Source organism: Geomonas oryzisoli (assembly GCF_018986915.1).
GTDB classification, from domain to species: domain Bacteria; phylum Desulfobacterota; class Desulfuromonadia; order Geobacterales; family Geobacteraceae; genus Geomonas; species Geomonas oryzisoli.
The window spans coordinates 1,364,190-1,380,341 of record NZ_CP076723.1 but is presented as its reverse complement, the minus strand read 5'-3'; the positions used below and the strand labels follow the sequence as shown (position 1 = coordinate 1,380,341).

Below are 16,152 nucleotides of genomic sequence, written 5' to 3'. Positions count from 1 at the left end.
CGGCTGGTCCGAAGCGGACGGTCGTTCATGGTCTTAATCCGGCACAGTCGGTGCCTGTTGGTGCTGCGCCCCTACCTCGATGCCGGCGAAACGAAGCAGCTCAGCCTCCACATCCTCCGGGGTCCCGGGCTCCTCGAAACTGATCCGCCCCGCCTTGCCTGCTCTCAGCTCGCGCAGGAAGGTCTCGGCCGCGCGGTGCACGTCGACCACGCCGCCGCTCATGATGCAGCCCAGGCAGCGCCCCACCGCCTCGACCACCTCATACGGCGTCTCCGGGAGCTCGGCCAGCTTGTAGCGCTCCTTCAGCAGCTCGGGGTAACGGCGCATCATGTAGGCGGCCGCGAAAACGCCTACGTTGGTGTAGTCGAGGGCGTTGGCGCCGATAGCTCCGCTGGCCGCGAGACGGTAGGCGCCCCCCTGGTCGTCCATCGCGGGCCAGAGCAGGCCCGGGGTGTCGAAGATGAGAATGCCGTTGTTGAGCGGGATCTGCTGCGGGCGCATGGTCACCGCCGGGCGGTCCCCCACCTTGGCGATGCTCTTTCCGGCCAGGGTGTTGATCAGCGTCGATTTGCCCACGTTGGGGATGCCGACCACCATAGTGCGGATCGGGTAGCCGGGATTGCCGCGGTGCGGCACCAGCTGCTTGCACAGCTTCACCAGGCTCTTCACCTCCGGGATGTTCTTCGCCACCAGCGGCAGCGCGCGCACGCCCGAGTTCTTCTGGAAGTGCTGCACCCAGGCCCTGGTCGCGGCCGGGTCGGCTATATCATTTTTGTTCAGCACCTTGATGCAGGGCTTGTTCCGGCGCACCTGCTCCAGCAGGTGGTTGGAGCTGGAATACGGAAGGCGGGCATCGAGCACCTCGATGATCAGGTCGATCTTGCGGACCAGCTCCGAGATCTGCTCGAGCGCTTTGCTCATGTGGCCGGGGTACCATCTAATCGTCATCTACATTTCCTTGGCAATCCAAAAAATTACGACACAAGGCGACACCATAGCACAGGTGTCGCTCAAATTGCCACACCGGTTCCGCAGCCCTGCCCTCTCATGTGTATCGCGAGCCTCAAGTATTAATATTAACCCGATTGACTCCGGTTGCCAGCGCGGCTAGCATTGCAAATGTTAAAAATTACACATCCTTGGAAAGGAGCAGGTTTACCGGCGGCGCAAAGGGCCGCGGCAGGAGAACGAGCGATGAGAGAGCTACTGGCAGAGGCGATCAGGTACGCGGTGAGCATGGAGAGAAACAGCGAGATGCTGTATCGAAGAGGCGCGCTCGCGGCACCGGAAGTGGTGCACAGAAGATTTCTGGAACGGCTGGCCCAGGAAGAAGGCCGTCACATCGAAGCGCTGTTGCAGCAGTTGTCACGGACAGAAGCCGCAGAGGTAGACCAGGGAGCGCTTTTGGTCCACGCAGCTCCCGCTGCGGAAAGGACGACGGCGCCCGGCAACCACCTGCACCAGGCGCTACTGGACAAGCGTTTCAGCATCGACCTGTACGCGACCCTGTGCCGGTGCTTCAAAGAGCCCTCATTGTGCAGGTTCTTCGAGACGGCACTGTCAGTCGCCCGCAGGCAGTTCAAACTGATCACTTACGAATACCTGAAGGAAGGCGCGCGCCGGGACGTTCCAGCCTCCCCCGGTCCGCCGCGACGCAGCCACCAGCGGGGCGAGCTCCCCCACCGCACCCCCAACCGCCATTCACAACTTTTCTTCGCCATGCAGGACTGCGGCAGGCAGTCACGCATCGGGTGATCGTTGCCTCCAGGCTAACCCCGCGAAGGGGGACAGGCACCTACGGAGCCAGTCCCCTGACAGTCCCTCTCAGGCTGCCTCGGGCGCAAGCTCAGGCAGCCTGTTCTTGTTGATCCTCAGTACCAGCCCCGCCGCCAGCAGGCAGATCATTCCCGACAGCAGGAAGGCGATCATGTAGTCCCCGAGGTAGGTGCGCACGGTGCCCGCGAAGGTCGCGGCCAGCGCGGCTCCCACCTGGTGGCTCGCGAAGATCCAGCCGAACATCACGCCGACGTTCTGGCGGCCGAACGCCTCGGCGGTGGTGAGCAGGGTCAGAAAGGTCACGGCCACGATGAGCCAGGCGTAATGCAGTTTGCGCGGATTTGCCATCGGTTCTGCCCCTCCCCGGTGAAGTACTCCAGCGTCACCGTGAGGCGTAGATATCATCGCGGCAAGTGTGCCGTCAACGGCTTCTTCGCCCTGGCGCCGTGGCAGAGCATCGCCGCCATGAAGAAAGATGGTAAAGTTAAACCTTTCGCGCCGGCGAACCGCGCCGCGGCCGGGTTTTTGCCAGTTCGCTGCCGCTGCTAGCCGACCACAAACGACGGAGATGAGACCATGTCCAGCCTCGCTGATCATTACCAGCAGCTCCCGGGAACGGAGGGCGTGCCCACCCCACCCTTGGAAGAATTCGAAAGACTCCGCCAGCGCCGCGGCTACTCGTACCGGCCGCGCACCCGACACCTGCTCCCCGAGGGATGGGCGAGGTACACCAACCGGCTCTTCCTGGAAACGAGCCCGTACCTGCTGCAGCATGCCCACAACCCGGTGAACTGGTTCCCCTGGGGGGACGAGGCCTTCGAGCTGGCGCGGCAGCTGGATCGGCCGGTCCTGGTCAGTATCGGCTACGCGACCTGCCACTGGTGCCACGTGATGGAAGAGCAATCCTTCGAGGACGAGACCATCGCCGAGTTCCTGAACCGCTATTTCATCGCCATCAAGGTCGACCGCGAAGAGCGTCCGGACGTGGACACGGTCTACATGACCGCGGTGCACGCCATGGGGTTGCAGGGAGGGTGGCCGCTCAACGTCTTCGTCGCCCCCGATCGAAAACCCTTCTACGGCGGCACCTATTTCCCTCCCAGCGACTACCCCGGAGGGCTCGGTTTCCTGTCCCTTTTGCAGCGGATCAGGGAGAGCTTCGTGGCGGCGCCGGACCGGGTCAGCCGCGCCGGGGCGCAGCTCACCGATGCGATCCGCGCCATGCTCGCGCCGACCGAGGGAGAGGACACCTGGCAGGAGGTCTCCCTGGACCAGGCGGTGAGGCTGTACCGGGATCGTTTCGACGACCGAAACGGCGGGCTGGTCGGTGCGCCGAAGTTCCCCAGCTCACTGCCGCTGCGCCTGGTGTTGCGCCAGTACCTGCGTGGCGGCGACAGCCATCTGCGGACCATGGCCGAACTCACCATGAACCGCATGGCCGCCGGGGGAATCTACGACCAGGCCGGGGGCGGCTTCCACCGTTACGCCACCGACACGGCATGGCTGGTGCCTCACTTCGAGAAGATGCTCTACGACAACGCCCTGCTCGCGGTGACCTACCTGGAGGGATTCCAGGCTACAGGGCGGAGGGAATTCGCCCAGGTGGCGCGCGAGATCCTGCAGTACCTGCAACGCGACATGCAGGCGCCTGAAGGGGCATTCTACAGTGCTACCGACGCGGACAGCCTGAACCCGGAAGGTCACCGCGAGGAAGGGGTCTTTTTCACCTGGACGCCGGATGAGCTCACCGAGGCGCTGGGCGAGGAACGGGGAAAGCTGGTTGCCTTTTGTTACGGCGTGACGCGAGGGGGGAACTTCGAGGGGCGCAGCATCCTGCACCGCGACCGGAGTGTGGCGGAACTGGCGGCCGAGCTGCAGCGCTCCGAGTCGGAGCTTGCGCTCACGCTGGCGGACTGCCGTGAGCTCCTGTACCGGGCACGCGCCAGGAGGCCGCTCCCGTTGCGGGACGAGAAGCTCCTCGCATCCTGGAACGGGCTTGCCGTCTCGGCCTTCGCCCGCGGGGGGCTCGTGCTGGGCAGTCCGGATCTGGTCGGTGTCGCGGCCAGTGCGGCGGAGTTCATGCTGCAGAACATGATGCAAAACGGGAGGCTGCGCCACAGCTACCAGGAGGGGATGGCCAAGGGGGAGGGTTTCCTGGACGACTATGCCTTCCTGATCGCAGGGCTCATCGACCTCTTCGAGGCGAGCGGCAAGGTGCGCTGGCTGGAGCGGTCGCTGGAGCTCTGCACCTCCGCGCTGGAGCAGTTTGAGGATCAAGAACTGGGTGGTTTCTTCATGACCGGACCGTACCACGAGCAGTTGATCTCGCGCGAAAAGCCGGCCTATGACGGCGTGATCCCTTCCGGGAACTCGGTCATGGTGATGAACCTGCTGCGCCTGAACACGCTGACCGGCGACGAGCGCCTGCTGGAGCATGCCGGAGGTGCCCTGAGCGCCTTCGCGGCACAGCTCACCAAGTCCCCGGCCGCCCTCTCCGAGATGCTTCTTGCCGTCGATTACCAGCAGCAGACCGCCAGTGAGGTGGTGATCGTGGCGCCGGCGGGCAGGCCGGAGGCGGCCGAGCCGTTCCTGGCGGGGTTGCGGAGGGTGTTCCTTCCCAACCGGGTACTGGTCGTGCTGTGCGAGGGGGAGGAACTACGGCAGGCGGCGAGGTTGATCCCGCTTTTGCAGGGGAAGCAGGCGGAGGGCGACCGGGCGGTGGCATACCTGTGCGAAAACAGGAGCTGCCGCCGCCCGACCAGCGACCCGGAAGAGTTCTACCGGCAGCTTACCGGAACGGGCTAGCGCTCATCCCTTTTCCAGTAAGGCGCCTTCACGGGCATGATCCAGCGCACCCCGCCGCGAGGGTCGTCGGTGTCGCCGGCATAGCGGGGAATCAAGTGGATATGCAGATGCAGGACGGTCTGCCCGGCAGCCACGCCGTCGTTGATGCCGACATTGAAGGCATCGGGGCCATGCTGACGGAGAAGCAGCTCGCGTGCCTTCCCCACCAGGTCGAAGAGGGCGGCCTGCTCCTCCGCGGTGATCTCGAAGAAGGAAGCGACGTGGCGCTTGGGGACCACGAGGGTATGCCCCAAGGTGACGGGAAAGCCGTCGTAAAAGGCGTAGGCCAGCTCGTTTTCCAAAAGGATCTTGACCGGATCGATGCTGCAGAAAGGACAGGCGGTTTCGGTGAGCATCGGTTCTATATGAATTCCACCTTGGCCGCTGCCGCCGTCACCACGAAAACCTTCTCGTTGTTGCTGTCGGCATCACAGGGAAAGACGATGAAGGTGGCACGAGCCGGTGAGAAGCCCTGGGTGTAACCGATCAGCGTCTCGCCGTCCTTGAAGGATACCTTGATCTTCTTCCCCAGCCCGACCCGCTCAACGTCCAGCCGTTCCTGGTATTCGGGGTTGCCCTTGAAGTCTTTGACAAAGAAGATGGCCTTCAACTGCTCGACATTTACCTCATAGCGCGTTCCCGTTTCAGCTTCAGTCAGATGGAAGAGCGCCTTGTTTGCAGCGAGGTCCTCGGTGGTACCTTTTACGACCTTACCGTCGGCATAACGAACCACTATCTTAGCTATCACGCACCCTCTCCTTTAGTTGATTAACAGTGCAGGCCTTCCAGTTAAATCAAAAAGCACTTTCCTACTATCATAATTAACCAACAATTAGAAGCAGTTTCGTTTCGGTCACAGCCAGTGGCGCGGGTAGGAACGGTGATAGACAACGTTGTTGGTGAAACAGGCGACCGCGAGCAGGATCAGTGCGCCGATGAGAACCGGCAGCAGCACGAACGCCGGTCCCACCGCACCCTGGACCCCGATGAGGGCGGTCGCGCCGCCGGGGGGATGGGTGGTGTGGGTCAGGTTCATGAGGAAGATCGAGGTGCAGACGGCAAGCGCCATGCAGAGCGGTGTCGATCCGAACAGTGCGACCACGACCACGGCTACCGAGGCGGAGACGACATGGCCGCCGACCAGGTTGCGCGGCTGCGCCAGCGGAGATTCGGTCGCCCCGAACAGCAGCACCGCCGAAGCCCCCAGGGAACCGATCAACAGGGGATGGCCCAGCAGGATGGTCACCTCGCTGATGGCGAGGAGGCCGGCCATGGCGCTGACAAAGCTCCAGGCCGCGTACCGCAGCGTCATGTGAGCGCGCGTGCCGCGTATGGGCACCCGCCAGCGGCGCGGCACCCGCGCCAGCCTCTTGCGGATGGCGACCTTCCTCCGCATCACCACGGAAAGGCGTCGTTTCAAAATGTTCCTCCTGTCATTAAAGTAAAAGGTGGCAGCGCCGTCCCCTAGCAGAAGGGACCGGCTCCGTCAGGTGCCTGTCCCTCTAGCGGAACGCTCCCTTCCGCTTGGCCCCACCTTGCGCAAGCTAAGGGGACAGGCACCTGGCGGAGCCAGTCCCCTTCTTCGGTGAAAGGCTCTAGAACCTCGGGCGGTGCCACCACCGTAGAAAAAAAAAGGGGCGGCGCACCCAGGCGCCGCCCCCTTATATGCACAGCTATTTACCCGCGAAGGGATCCTTTATTTCCTGTTCCGGCTTGAACATCAGCTTCTTCACGCCGCGGTTGTTCAGGTATTTCGCCAGCTCCAGGTCCACCTTGGCGGGCACGTCCACCCCGGCTTTGGTCAGCAGTTCCCGCAACAGCCGCTCGGCCGCCGCCGCGTGGGACAGGGCATCGGTGAGAACCCGCTGCGCCTCGTCCGGGTTGTGGAAGCCGATCGAGTTCTCGGCTCCGATGAAGACCACGCGGTAGAACGCCTCCTCGTAGTGATCCTTCGCCTGGGCGTAGAGCCCCTGGTCGAGTTCTTTGCCGAAGGCCCGGGCCTTGTGAGCCATCTCGAAGAGCTTGGCATCCGTGGCGGTGGCGTAGCCGGAGCGGATGAACTGCGACATGACGCGGTCCTGGATGGCGAAGATCTTGGTGCGCATCTGCTCGGGGGACTCCTCATGACACTGCTTGCACGCCTTCAGGTCGTTCTTGAGCGGGCTCATGATGCGGTGGTCCGAAACCTTCTGCCCGCCGACCTCGGTGGACGGCATGTGGCAATCGGCACAGGTCACGCCGGCCTGCCAGTGCACGCTGTTGTTGGAGAAGAGCTCGAATTCCGGGTGCCTGATGAAGGCGAGCTTGAAGCCGGTGACGCTCTGGGTCCACTCACCGCTCGGCTTGTTGCTCCTGAGCTTCTTGATGATGTTCTCGATGGTGATGCCGCCCCACTTGCTCCCGTCCCAGGGGAAGAAGACATCGGTGGATTTCATGTCGGCATCCTTGGGGATGCTGTAGGTGACGTGACACTGGGCGCAGGCAAGGGTCCTTAGATCCTGCCGGGTCAGCTTGGACTGGTCGACGCCCAGTTTTTCCAGTCCCTTGCCCAGGGTGAAGCCGCGCGAGATCTTGAGGGACATGTCGCGGTTGTCGTGACAGTCGATGCAGGCGACCCCGAGGGTCTGGTCCGCTTTGGGGATTTTGCCGCGGATTTCCTGGTAGGGCTTGGCGAAGTAATCCCTGCCGAGCTGTTTCTGCAGCGTCGGTGCGTAGGGGGTCTTGCAGGTGAGGCAGGAGCCGCCGGCCTTGTAGCGCCCGGGATCGACCTCGAGCTGGTCCTGCACCATGTAGAAGTGACCGCGCGGTTCCTTGTATTCCGTGCCGAAAGCCCAGCCGTTGTACAGGAGCGCGAGGAAGGGATACTCGTCGATCTTGTCCGGGTTTTCCTCACCGACGTCCCACCCTTTCTTGTACCTGCTCTTCCCCGCCGGAGTCGGCTCCGAGGTCTGCTTCCAGAGCTGGTACTGCTTGGGGTAGAGCTTGCCCCATTCCGCCGGGTCCACAGTCCCGTCGGCAATGGCCGGGCGCACCTCGGACAGCTCGATCTTCTTCGGGGAGCAACCGGCTCCCGCCAGCGCCACTCCCGCCACCGCCATGGCGACACATCCTCGCAGCATCTTCATCACATTCTCCTCCAGTCTGATTTCCCGCCGTGCGCAGCAGCCGCCGGCCCGGGTAACTTTCTGGGGTTACCTTGAGCAGGGAGCGTGCCACGACGGCGGACAGCGTCAACCAGTTGAAAGTGCGTTCTTTTGATGATGATGCAAAAAGGGGAAACGTGGCGGCAGGGTAACGCGGCGTTACCTACCGGTAACGTTTCATCTTCTTCCAGAGGGTCTTGCGGGATATCCCCAGCAGGCTCGCAGCCTCGGCGCGCCGGTGGCCGGTTGCCGCCAACGCCTGCTCGATGAGCTCCGCCTCGCGGACGTCGAGCTTGGTGGAGAGGGCCGAGCCCGGCACCGGCGTGCGCGACAGCTCTGCCTGCTGCGCCGCAAAGGCTCCGTGGCCGAACTCGGCGGGAAGGTCGTCGATCATCAGGGTATCGCCGCTGCAAAGCGCGGTGGCACGCTCCATGGCATTTTTGAGCTCCCTGACGTTGCCGGGGTAGCGGTGGCTAAGCAGCGCCTCCTTCGCCTCCCGGGAAAGCCTCAACTCCGGGCGTCCCATCTCCGCGGCAAAGCGGGACAGAAAAACGGTGGCAAGGGGCAAGATGTCTTCGAGGCGCTGCCGCAAGGGAGGAAGCTCGATCGGGATCACGTTCAAACGGTAGAACAGATCCTCCCGGAAGTTCCCGGCGGCGACATCGTTACGCAAATCGCGGTTGGTGGCGGCCACGATGCGCACGTCGACCTCGATCTCCCGGCTCCCGCCGATCCGTTCCACGGTCTTCTCCTGCAGGACACGCAACAGCTTCGCCTGCGCGGCAAGGGGCAGCTCGCCGATCTCGTCGAGAAACAGGGTGCCGCGGTGGGCCTGCTCGAACTTCCCTTTGCGTTCCTTGAGGGCACCCGTGAAGGCCCCTTTCTCAAAGCCGAAAAGCTCCGATTCCAGCAGGTTCTCGGGGAGTGCCGCGCAGTTGACCTTGATGAGCGGAGAGCCGCTGCGCCGGCTCTTGGCGTGCAGTTCGCGCGCCACCAGTTCCTTGCCGGTGCCGCTTTCGCCGGTGATCAGGATGGTGGAATCAAGCGGAGCCGTCGAGCGGATCATCTGGAAGACCGGTTGCATGACAGGACTGCGGCCGACCATGCCGCCGAAGGAGTTTTCACTCAACAACTGGTCGCGCAGCACCGAGTTCTCTTCCTTGAGATGTTCCCGCTCGGTGATGTCGCGGCTGACCATGAGGGTGCCGACAAAGCGCTCCTCTGCGTCCTTGATGGGATAGTAGCTGTTCTCGAAGATGCGCCCCTTGACCTCCAGGGGACGGGTGTGGAACGCCAGGGTGCCGCCTTTTAGGCTTTCGAGGATGGCAGCGATGCGGGGCCGGGCCGGCGGCGAGTGGATGGCCAGGAGGTCGCGTCCCAGGTAGTTACCGGCGTCGATACCGCGGATCTGCTCCGCAGCGGCATTGACACAGACGATCTTATTGGTGTGGTCGGCGAACATAATCCCCTCGCCCATGCTGGTAAGAATGGCACGGTACACTGCATTGTCTGGTTCACTGTCAGTCGTCGTCATCACACCCCCTGTTACCGATTGGTAACATCGGATGTTAGGCGTTTGCGGAAGGAGCGCCTTGACTGAGATCAAAAAGTTCGAATACCGGCGGGAGTTTTTTAAATGTCGGGGGCGGAGCAGGGAGAGTAAAGCAAGGGGGACCGGGAAAGTCCCCCTGTTGGGAATATTACTGGTTCGGGGTTGGTGTGCGCTCTTTGATCACCGCGTCGCGGTCGGACATCTTGACGATCAGTGCCGCGCAGTTCTGATTGTGCTGCATAGAGGTGGTGTTGAAGGAATCGAGTTCGAGCCTCAGTTTGTCGGATGCTTCGTTGGCAGCTTTCACCACCTTGTTGTGCTCCTGGGTGCGCCTGTTGAAGTCTTCCACCTGGGCGTCGTCCGACATCACCAGCTTGCGCTGCATTTCAAGCAGGGCAGCCGCCTGCTTTTTTATATCCCCCATCGCCAGGTTGTTCTGGGCGATGTGCTCTTCCAGCATCTTGCGCAGGTCCTTGATGTGATCTTCGGAATCCATGCAGAGGCGGTATTGCTCAATGGTACCGAAGTCTATCTCGTTGCCGCCCCCCTTGCCCGCTTCCTGACCGGGGACGGGTTCCTGCTTGGCTTCCTGCCCGGCACCCTGCTTGGCTTCCTGCGCCACTTCTGGCTTGGCTTCCTGCGCCACTTCTGGCTTGGGTTCCTGCTTGGGTTCCTGCTTGGGTTCCTGCTTGGGTTCCTGCTTGGCTTCCTGTTTGACGTCCTGCGGCACTTCCGGCTTAGCCTCTGGATTGATCTGTGGCTTCACCTGTGGCTTGACCTCTGGGGGTGGAGCGGCGTCCTTCGTCGTCTGCTGCCACAGCGGAACGTCGGGTTTTGTTACCTCAGATTCTTCGGCAAGAGCAGGAACAGCCATGAAAGCAGCGAGAAGTGGCAGAAGGACAAACAGCGAGCGATACATCACACACCTCCTTCAAATGTCATTACATAAAAGCCGGGTCATCGACCCGGAAGCTAGGCTTCGCTTGGTGCCCCCTGCGCCTGGGCGAGGAGATCGCGAGCGATGGAATCTTCAGGGTTCAGCATTACCGCAAGTTTCAACTGTTCCAGTGCCTCGTCCCGCCGCCCCAGATGCAGGAAGGCGTAGCCGTAGTCGCGGCGCAGGTTGGGCAGCGAGCTGTTCAGTTGCAGGGCGCTTGCGTAGTAGGTGAGCGCCTGCGGGTCGTCCTGGCTCGCCAGGAGGTTGGCCAGCGCATGGTGAGCCTCGGGGATCGCGGGATTCACCTCGATCGCCTTCTCGTACAGTTCACGGACGGTCTGCGGATCGCTCTCCAGAGCCTTTTCCGCGGAGGCGAGTCCGAAGTAGGCCGGGGCGAGCCGGTCGTTGAGTTCGATGGCGCCGCTGAAGCTCTTGCGGGCGGCGGCGAAGTCCTGCTTGAGCAGGTAAATGTAACCAAGGTTGATCTTTACCAGCGGGGCGTTGGGCTCCAGCTCCAGCGCCGTGCTGCAATGCTCCAGCGCCTCGTCCAGCCGGTTGGCCCGCAGCAGCGCGGCACCGAAGTTGTTCTGGCATGCTGCATGGGTCGGAACCAGTTTGACGGCGGTTTCGTAGTGGGAGATGGCCTCGTCGATGCGCCCGAGGTCCTGCAGGAGCACCGCGTAGGTGTAGTGCGCACCGAAGTGATAAGGGGCGTATTTGAGCGCCTCCTGCAGCACGGACTCCGCGTAGTCGTATATGCGCAGGTCGTGCAGCGTGTCCCCCAGCTTGTGCAGCACGTGAGGGTTGTCCGGGGCGAATCCCGCCGCTATCTCGAAGCAGACGGCGCTCTCGCGGGTCTGCCCCTCCTTCTTGAGCAGATCGCCGAAGGAGACCAGCAACTCGTTGAGTGCGGGGCGTCTCACCGTCACGGGATCGTCCGCCATCAGGTTGGTCAGTTCGACCACGATGACACGGGAGATGTTCTCGCCGGTCTCGGAAATCCTGCTGCTCAGTTCACGCAGTCCCTGCGCGGCCTCCTCCATCTCCCCGTTTTGCGCCTTTACGGCCGCGGCAAAGAACGGCGCGAGGGAATCATTCGGGTCCTCTGCCACCATGCGGGCATAGGACGCCAACGCCGACTCCAGCTCGCCGCGCAGGTGCATCGACAGCGCGCTCAGTAAGGTTGTCGCCGTGGCCGGTGAGATGGCCCTTGTCTGCGCAGAGTCTTTGCCGAACAGCTTGCCGAATATGCCCATGATCGTGATCCTTTTGGCGCGCCCGTTCCACAACGCCGCCCGGGAGAATTGTCGCGCCGCAAAGTTATAGGATTCTGAAGTTTTTTGCAAGACTGTAAGTTTGACCGCATCACGGTGAGCTGTGCTGGCCATCATCCCCCTCGATCACGACGAACATTTCAAGCGACTTCAACGGCGCAAGCCCCGTCTCTGCAAGTTGGCGGCCCCGCCGGGGTTATCGACTGGTGGCGAGGACGCCCCTGATCCGGTCCAACTCGGCCTGTGCCAAGCGGTAGGCCAGGGAGGCCTGCAACTCGTCCATCTCCGCCCTTTTCAGAGCGGCGACGGCTTCGGCATGTTTGGCCGCGGTCACTGTGCCGGCCTTCTGGCGGTTCTCGCTCAGGCGCGCATTTTCCCGGCGCAGGGAGAGCGCCTCGCGGGCCACCTCCACCATCTGATGCGCACGCTCCAGCTTGCGCAATGCCTTGTCGATGTCAATGCCGATCCGCTTGTCGATCCGCGCCAGGTTCTCTTCAGCCTGGGACTGCTGGGCCGCACGCTGCTCGATATCCGCCTTGCGTCTGCCCCAGTCGAAGATGTTCCAGGTCAGCTCCGCGCCGACGATCCCCACGTTCTTTTCCAGGAACGGTGCGCCGTCCTGATAGCCGTGCCTGGCGTAGATGGTCAGGTCGGGGATGTATTCGTAGCGGGCAGCGCGCATTGCGTGGCGCGATTTCTCCAGGGTTGCACGCGCGGCGAGGAGTTCGCCGTTCCCGGAGCGCGCCTCGTCATAGGCCTGTTCCTTCGCCGGTTTTACCAGGTCAGGGAGTCCGGCCTCGGTGGCCTCCAGGATAGTGTCGCTTGGCAGCCCCAAGAGGTCGCAAAGCTCCGCAGTGACGTCGAAGGTACGGTTCTCGGCGACCAGGAGCGCCTGCCTGTCCTGCAGCAGGTCCGCCCGGGCCGCGGTCAGCGCCACCTCGAGCACATTGCCCGCCTTCACCCCGTCCTCGGCCTCGCGCAGGTTTTCCTGGGCCGCATCGAGCGAGGCGCGGGCGGCGGAGCGCTCCTTGTCGGCCACGAGCAGCGCATAGTACAGCTCGTGCACGGCAAGGACAATTTCGTTCTCCGACCTGGACAGTTCCGCCTTGGCGATGCCCCGCTCCGCCTTGGCGATGTCGTTGGCGGCCCCGATTTTGAAGAGCTGCGTGGTCGGCTGCGCGAGGGTGGTCTCGCTGTACAGCACGGTGGACTTGCTCTGGCTGAGCTTCACCTCCCTGTTGGGGAACTGCTCGCCGCCCGCGTTGCCCAGACTCCCCGCCGGGATGGAGATCTGCTGCTTGTCGGACAGGCTCATGAACTTCGTGTTGTTGGTAAGCTGCGGGAAGTACTGGGACCGTACCGACGCGATCTTGTGGTCGGTTTCGGCGACCTTGTCCCGGCCGATCTTGAGGACCGAGTTCTGCTTGAGGGCGAGCTCGACGGCCTGGGACAGCGTCAGGGACTGCCGCAGCGGCTCAGCGCTTGCTTCCTTCCCCCCTGCCACCAGCACCATCGCCGCCAGCGCGACCGCTACGGCGACCTCTTGCACCGAGGCGCGCCGGGCGACCCGCGACTTCACCGCCACGTAGATCACCGGCACCACCAGCAGCGTGAAGAACATGGAGAAGATGAGACCGAAGGCAATGACGCTTGCCAGCGGGCTCCACAGGCTCGACCGGGACAGGATCATTGGGGTAACCCCCACGGCCGCCGCCATCGTGGTGAGGAAGATGGGACGCAGACGCCTCGCCCCCGCCTCCCGTGCCGCTTGCTCCAGGCTCTCCCCTTCGGCGACCTTTTCGTTGCAGTAATCCACCAGAATGATCCCGTTTCTGACCACGATGCCGCACAGGCTGATGAGCCCCATGAAAGCGGTGAAGCCGAAGGGATTGTGGGTGATCACCAGCCCGAGGATGGCTCCGAACAGGGTGAGCGGAATGGAGGCCATCACCACCAGCGGATCCGAGACGTTCCTGAACTGCACCAGGAGAACCAGGAAGATCGCCACCAGGCTGATGCCGAGCGCCGCCAGCATCTGTGGGAAGGTCTCATCCTGGTTGTCCTTCTCGCCGCCGTAGTAGATCCGGTATCCGGTCGGCAGTTCCAGGGCCTTGATGCGGGGCATCGCCTTTTCCAGGATGTCGGAGGCGTACACTCTCGGCTTAGGGAAGGCACGGATGGTCAGCGTGTGCACGCCGTTTCTGCGCACGATCCTGCCGGTTTGCCACTCGGGCGCCAGCGTGGCGACCGCGCGCAGCGGCACCCGGGCCCGGGTCAGGTAGGAATTGAGATAGGTGTTGCCGATGTCCGAGAAGGAGGAACGGGAGGCCGGGTCGAGTCTCAGCTTGATATCGACGGCGCGGTCCCCTTCCCAGAAGGTGCTGACGGCGGCGCCGTCGAACGCGCCGGCCAGGGTCTGCGACACGCCTGCGTCGGTGATACCCAGTCGGTTGGCCAGCTCGTCGTTCACCTTGACGTCCACCAGGTAGGAATCGTTGAAGTAGTCCCTGAAAACGTACTGGGTGCCCGGTATCCCCTCCAGGATCGCCTGCACCTGCTCGCCGAGCCGCTTCAACTCGGAGATGTCGTCCCCGGCGATGCGTACCTCGATCGGTGCTTCCATCTGTGCGCCCTGCTGCAGTTCCTTCACGATCACCATCGCCTCCGGTGCCACCTTGGCCAGGGCCGGACGGAGTTCCTGCACCAGGCGGGTAGTATCCTGCACCGATTCGGTGTTGACGATGAACTGGCCGTAGGCGCCGTCAGGCTGCTGCGGGTTGACGTTGTAGTAAAACCTCGGCGCGCTCTGCCCCACGAAGGTGGCGTAGTGGGCGATCCCTTTGCTCGAAGCGAGGGTCTTCTCGATCCGTCCCATCACCCCGTCGGTCGCCTCGATGCGCGTCCCCTGTGGCATCCAGACGTCGACCACGAACTGGTTGCGCTCCGCCGAAGGGAAGAACTGCTGCGGCACCACCGCGAAGAGCGCCACGCCGAAGACGAAGGCACAGCCGCCCAGTGCGAAGGCGAGCCATTTCCGGTTCATGAAGGTGCCGATCCAGATGCCGTACTTGTCCTGAAGCAGGTCGAGCAGGCTCTTCTTCTCCTTTGTGTGGTCATGCGCCGCATCGTGGTCGTGCAGCCCCTTCTTGATGAAGAACCGGCACAAAAGCGGGGTCAGGAATACCGCCACGATGAAGGAGACCGCCAGGGCGATGGCCACGGTGAGCGGCAGCGCCATGATGAACTCGCCCACCGACCCGGTCAGGATCAGCAGAGGGAGAAACGAGGCGATGATGGTGACGGTGGCGGTAAGAACCGGCACCAGGACGTCGCTGGCGCAGCGCCACGCCGCCTCGGCTTTGGGTACCTTGTGGTCCAAGAGCTCGACGAAGTTGTCCGCGATGACGATGGCGTCGTCCACCACGATGCCGAGCACCATGATGAGGCCGGCGATGGAGACCTGGTGCAGCGCGATGCCGAAGGCGTTCATGACGCCGAGGGTGCCGCACAGGGTGACCGGTATGGCCAGGGCGGCGATGAGGGCGACCCTGAGGGGGAGCAGCACGATGGTCACCAGGACCACGGAAACGATGGCGAGCAGGAATTCGTGGCTCAGCTTCTCGGTGCGGTCCTTGACCACCTCGGGCTGGTTGGCGACCAGGTCCAGCTTCACGTCGGGAGGGAGGAGCACCTTGAGGCGCTGGAATACCGTGTCCAACCGCTCGCCCAATTCCACGATGTTCTTCCCTTTCTGCATCTCAACCGAGAGCAAGAGACAGGGGTCGCCGTCGTAGCGCACCATGAAGGTCGGGTCCTGGTAGCGCCGCTCCACCTTGGCGAAATCCTTGATGTAGAGGGGATGACCGTCTTTGGAAACGTCGACCAGCACGTTACGGATGTCTTCCTCGGTGTTGAAGATCCCGGTGGTCCTCATGGGGGACTTGGAGCGCTCGGCCTCGAAGTGCCCCCCGCTTTGGATGACGTTGCGCTCCCTGAGCGCGTTCACGATCTGGCGCGGATCGGCGAAGTACTGGGCCACCCGCTCCAGGCTCCCGGTGATCAGGACCTCTTCGGACTGGTTGCCGTAGGTTACCAGCTTGCCCACTTCCCGGACCGTGCGCATCTCGTCGTGGATCTTGTCGGCGTAGTCCCTGAGCTCGCGATAGCCGTACCTCTTGCCGTGGATCGCGACCAGCATGGCCACCGTGTCGCCAAAGTCGGAATCGACCACCGGTCCCATCACCCCGGCCGGGAGCTCGGTCGTGCGTACCAGGTTCATCTCGTGGCGCAGCTTGGCCCAGAACTGGTCCGAATTTTTCACGCTGTCTTCGAGTTCCACGTTGATGATGGCGACGCCGGGCCGGCTCGTGGAATAGGTCTTCTCCTTGCGTACCTCGGGGAACTTGAAGATGTGTTTTTCCAGGGTCTTGGTCACCTGTTTTTCCACCTGCTCGGAGGTCGCACCGGGATACATCGCGGCCACGAGCCCGGTTCTGATGGTGATGGTCGGGTCCTCGGTGCGCTGCATCTTCAGGAAGGCATGGATGCCTATGAACACGACCATGGCCGTCAGGATGAGGGTGACCGGGGGATAGCGAAGGGAAAACTTTATCGGTGTCATACTGT

Annotated in this window: 13 protein-coding genes; 3 read left to right on the top strand and 10 right to left on the bottom strand. The window is 62.9% G+C overall.

The window, feature by feature from the left end; translation table 11 throughout:
- Nucleotides 1-33: 33 nt before the first annotated feature.
- Complete coding sequence (gene ylqF / locus KP004_RS06120; RefSeq protein WP_216801476.1) at nt 34-948, bottom strand: ribosome biogenesis GTPase YlqF; 915 nt, start codon at nt 946-948, stop codon at nt 34-36.
- A gap of 246 nt (nt 949-1,194) precedes the next feature.
- Between ylqF and KP004_RS06115 the strand changes: the two genes are divergently transcribed.
- On the top strand, nt 1,195-1,755 hold the full coding sequence (locus tag KP004_RS06115; RefSeq protein ID WP_216801475.1) for a ferritin: 561 nt from the start codon (nt 1,195-1,197) through the stop codon (nt 1,753-1,755).
- Nucleotides 1,756-1,824: 69 nt separating this feature from the next.
- Here KP004_RS06115 and KP004_RS06110 read toward each other — a convergent pair whose 3' ends face one another.
- Entirely contained in the window at nt 1,825-2,124 is a 300-nt protein-coding gene (locus KP004_RS06110; protein WP_216801474.1) for an MFS transporter, read from the bottom strand.
- Between the two features lie 39 nt (nt 2,125-2,163).
- Here KP004_RS06110 and KP004_RS06105 point away from each other — a divergent pair, with 39 nt between their 5' ends.
- Entirely contained in the window at nt 2,164-2,325 is a 162-nt protein-coding gene (locus tag KP004_RS06105; RefSeq protein ID WP_216801473.1) for a hypothetical protein, read from the top strand.
- A 27-nt stretch (nt 2,326-2,352) separates the two neighbouring features.
- Nucleotides 2,353-4,581 carry a thioredoxin domain-containing protein gene (locus tag KP004_RS06100; protein WP_216801472.1) on the top strand — a complete coding sequence of 743 codons (2,229 nt, stop codon included), beginning with the start codon at nt 2,353-2,355 and terminating at the stop codon, nt 4,579-4,581.
- On the opposite strand, the gene KP004_RS06095 is transcribed toward KP004_RS06100, so the two are convergent.
- From KP004_RS06095 to KP004_RS06060, 8 genes are all read right to left on the bottom strand, one after another.
- Nucleotides 4,578-4,976, bottom strand: a complete 399-nt coding sequence (locus tag KP004_RS06095) for an HIT family protein (RefSeq protein WP_216801471.1) — start codon at nt 4,974-4,976, stop codon at nt 4,578-4,580. The two genes, KP004_RS06100 and KP004_RS06095, sit on opposite strands and share 4 nt — an antisense overlap.
- 5 nt (nt 4,977-4,981) lie before the next feature.
- Entirely contained in the window at nt 4,982-5,368 is a 387-nt protein-coding gene (locus KP004_RS06090; protein ID WP_216801470.1) for a DUF6982 domain-containing protein, read from the bottom strand.
- Between the two features lie 105 nt (nt 5,369-5,473).
- Entirely contained in the window at nt 5,474-6,040 is a 567-nt protein-coding gene (locus KP004_RS06085) for an HPP family protein (protein WP_216801469.1), read from the bottom strand.
- Nucleotides 6,041-6,293: 253 nt separating this feature from the next.
- A complete protein-coding gene (locus KP004_RS06080; protein WP_216801468.1) occupies nt 6,294-7,745 on the bottom strand; it encodes an ammonia-forming cytochrome c nitrite reductase subunit c552 in 1,452 nt (483 codons plus the stop codon).
- A gap of 181 nt (nt 7,746-7,926) precedes the next feature.
- Nucleotides 7,927-9,297 (bottom strand): sigma-54 interaction domain-containing protein, encoded by a 1,371-nt coding sequence (locus tag KP004_RS06075; RefSeq protein WP_216801467.1) that lies wholly within the window; start codon nt 9,295-9,297, stop codon nt 7,927-7,929.
- Between the two features lie 166 nt (nt 9,298-9,463).
- The gene (locus KP004_RS06070) at nt 9,464-10,234 is read right to left on the bottom strand and encodes a hypothetical protein (RefSeq protein WP_216801466.1); all 771 of its coding nucleotides are present in this window, start codon (nt 10,232-10,234) and stop codon (nt 9,464-9,466) included.
- A 53-nt stretch (nt 10,235-10,287) separates the two neighbouring features.
- A complete protein-coding gene (locus KP004_RS06065) occupies nt 10,288-11,508 on the bottom strand; it encodes a tetratricopeptide repeat protein (protein ID WP_216801465.1) in 1,221 nt (406 codons plus the stop codon).
- Between the two features lie 214 nt (nt 11,509-11,722).
- On the bottom strand, nt 11,723-16,147 hold the full coding sequence (locus KP004_RS06060) for an efflux RND transporter permease subunit (RefSeq protein ID WP_216801464.1): 4,425 nt from the start codon (nt 16,145-16,147) through the stop codon (nt 11,723-11,725).
- Nucleotides 16,148-16,152: the final 5 nt, after the last annotated feature.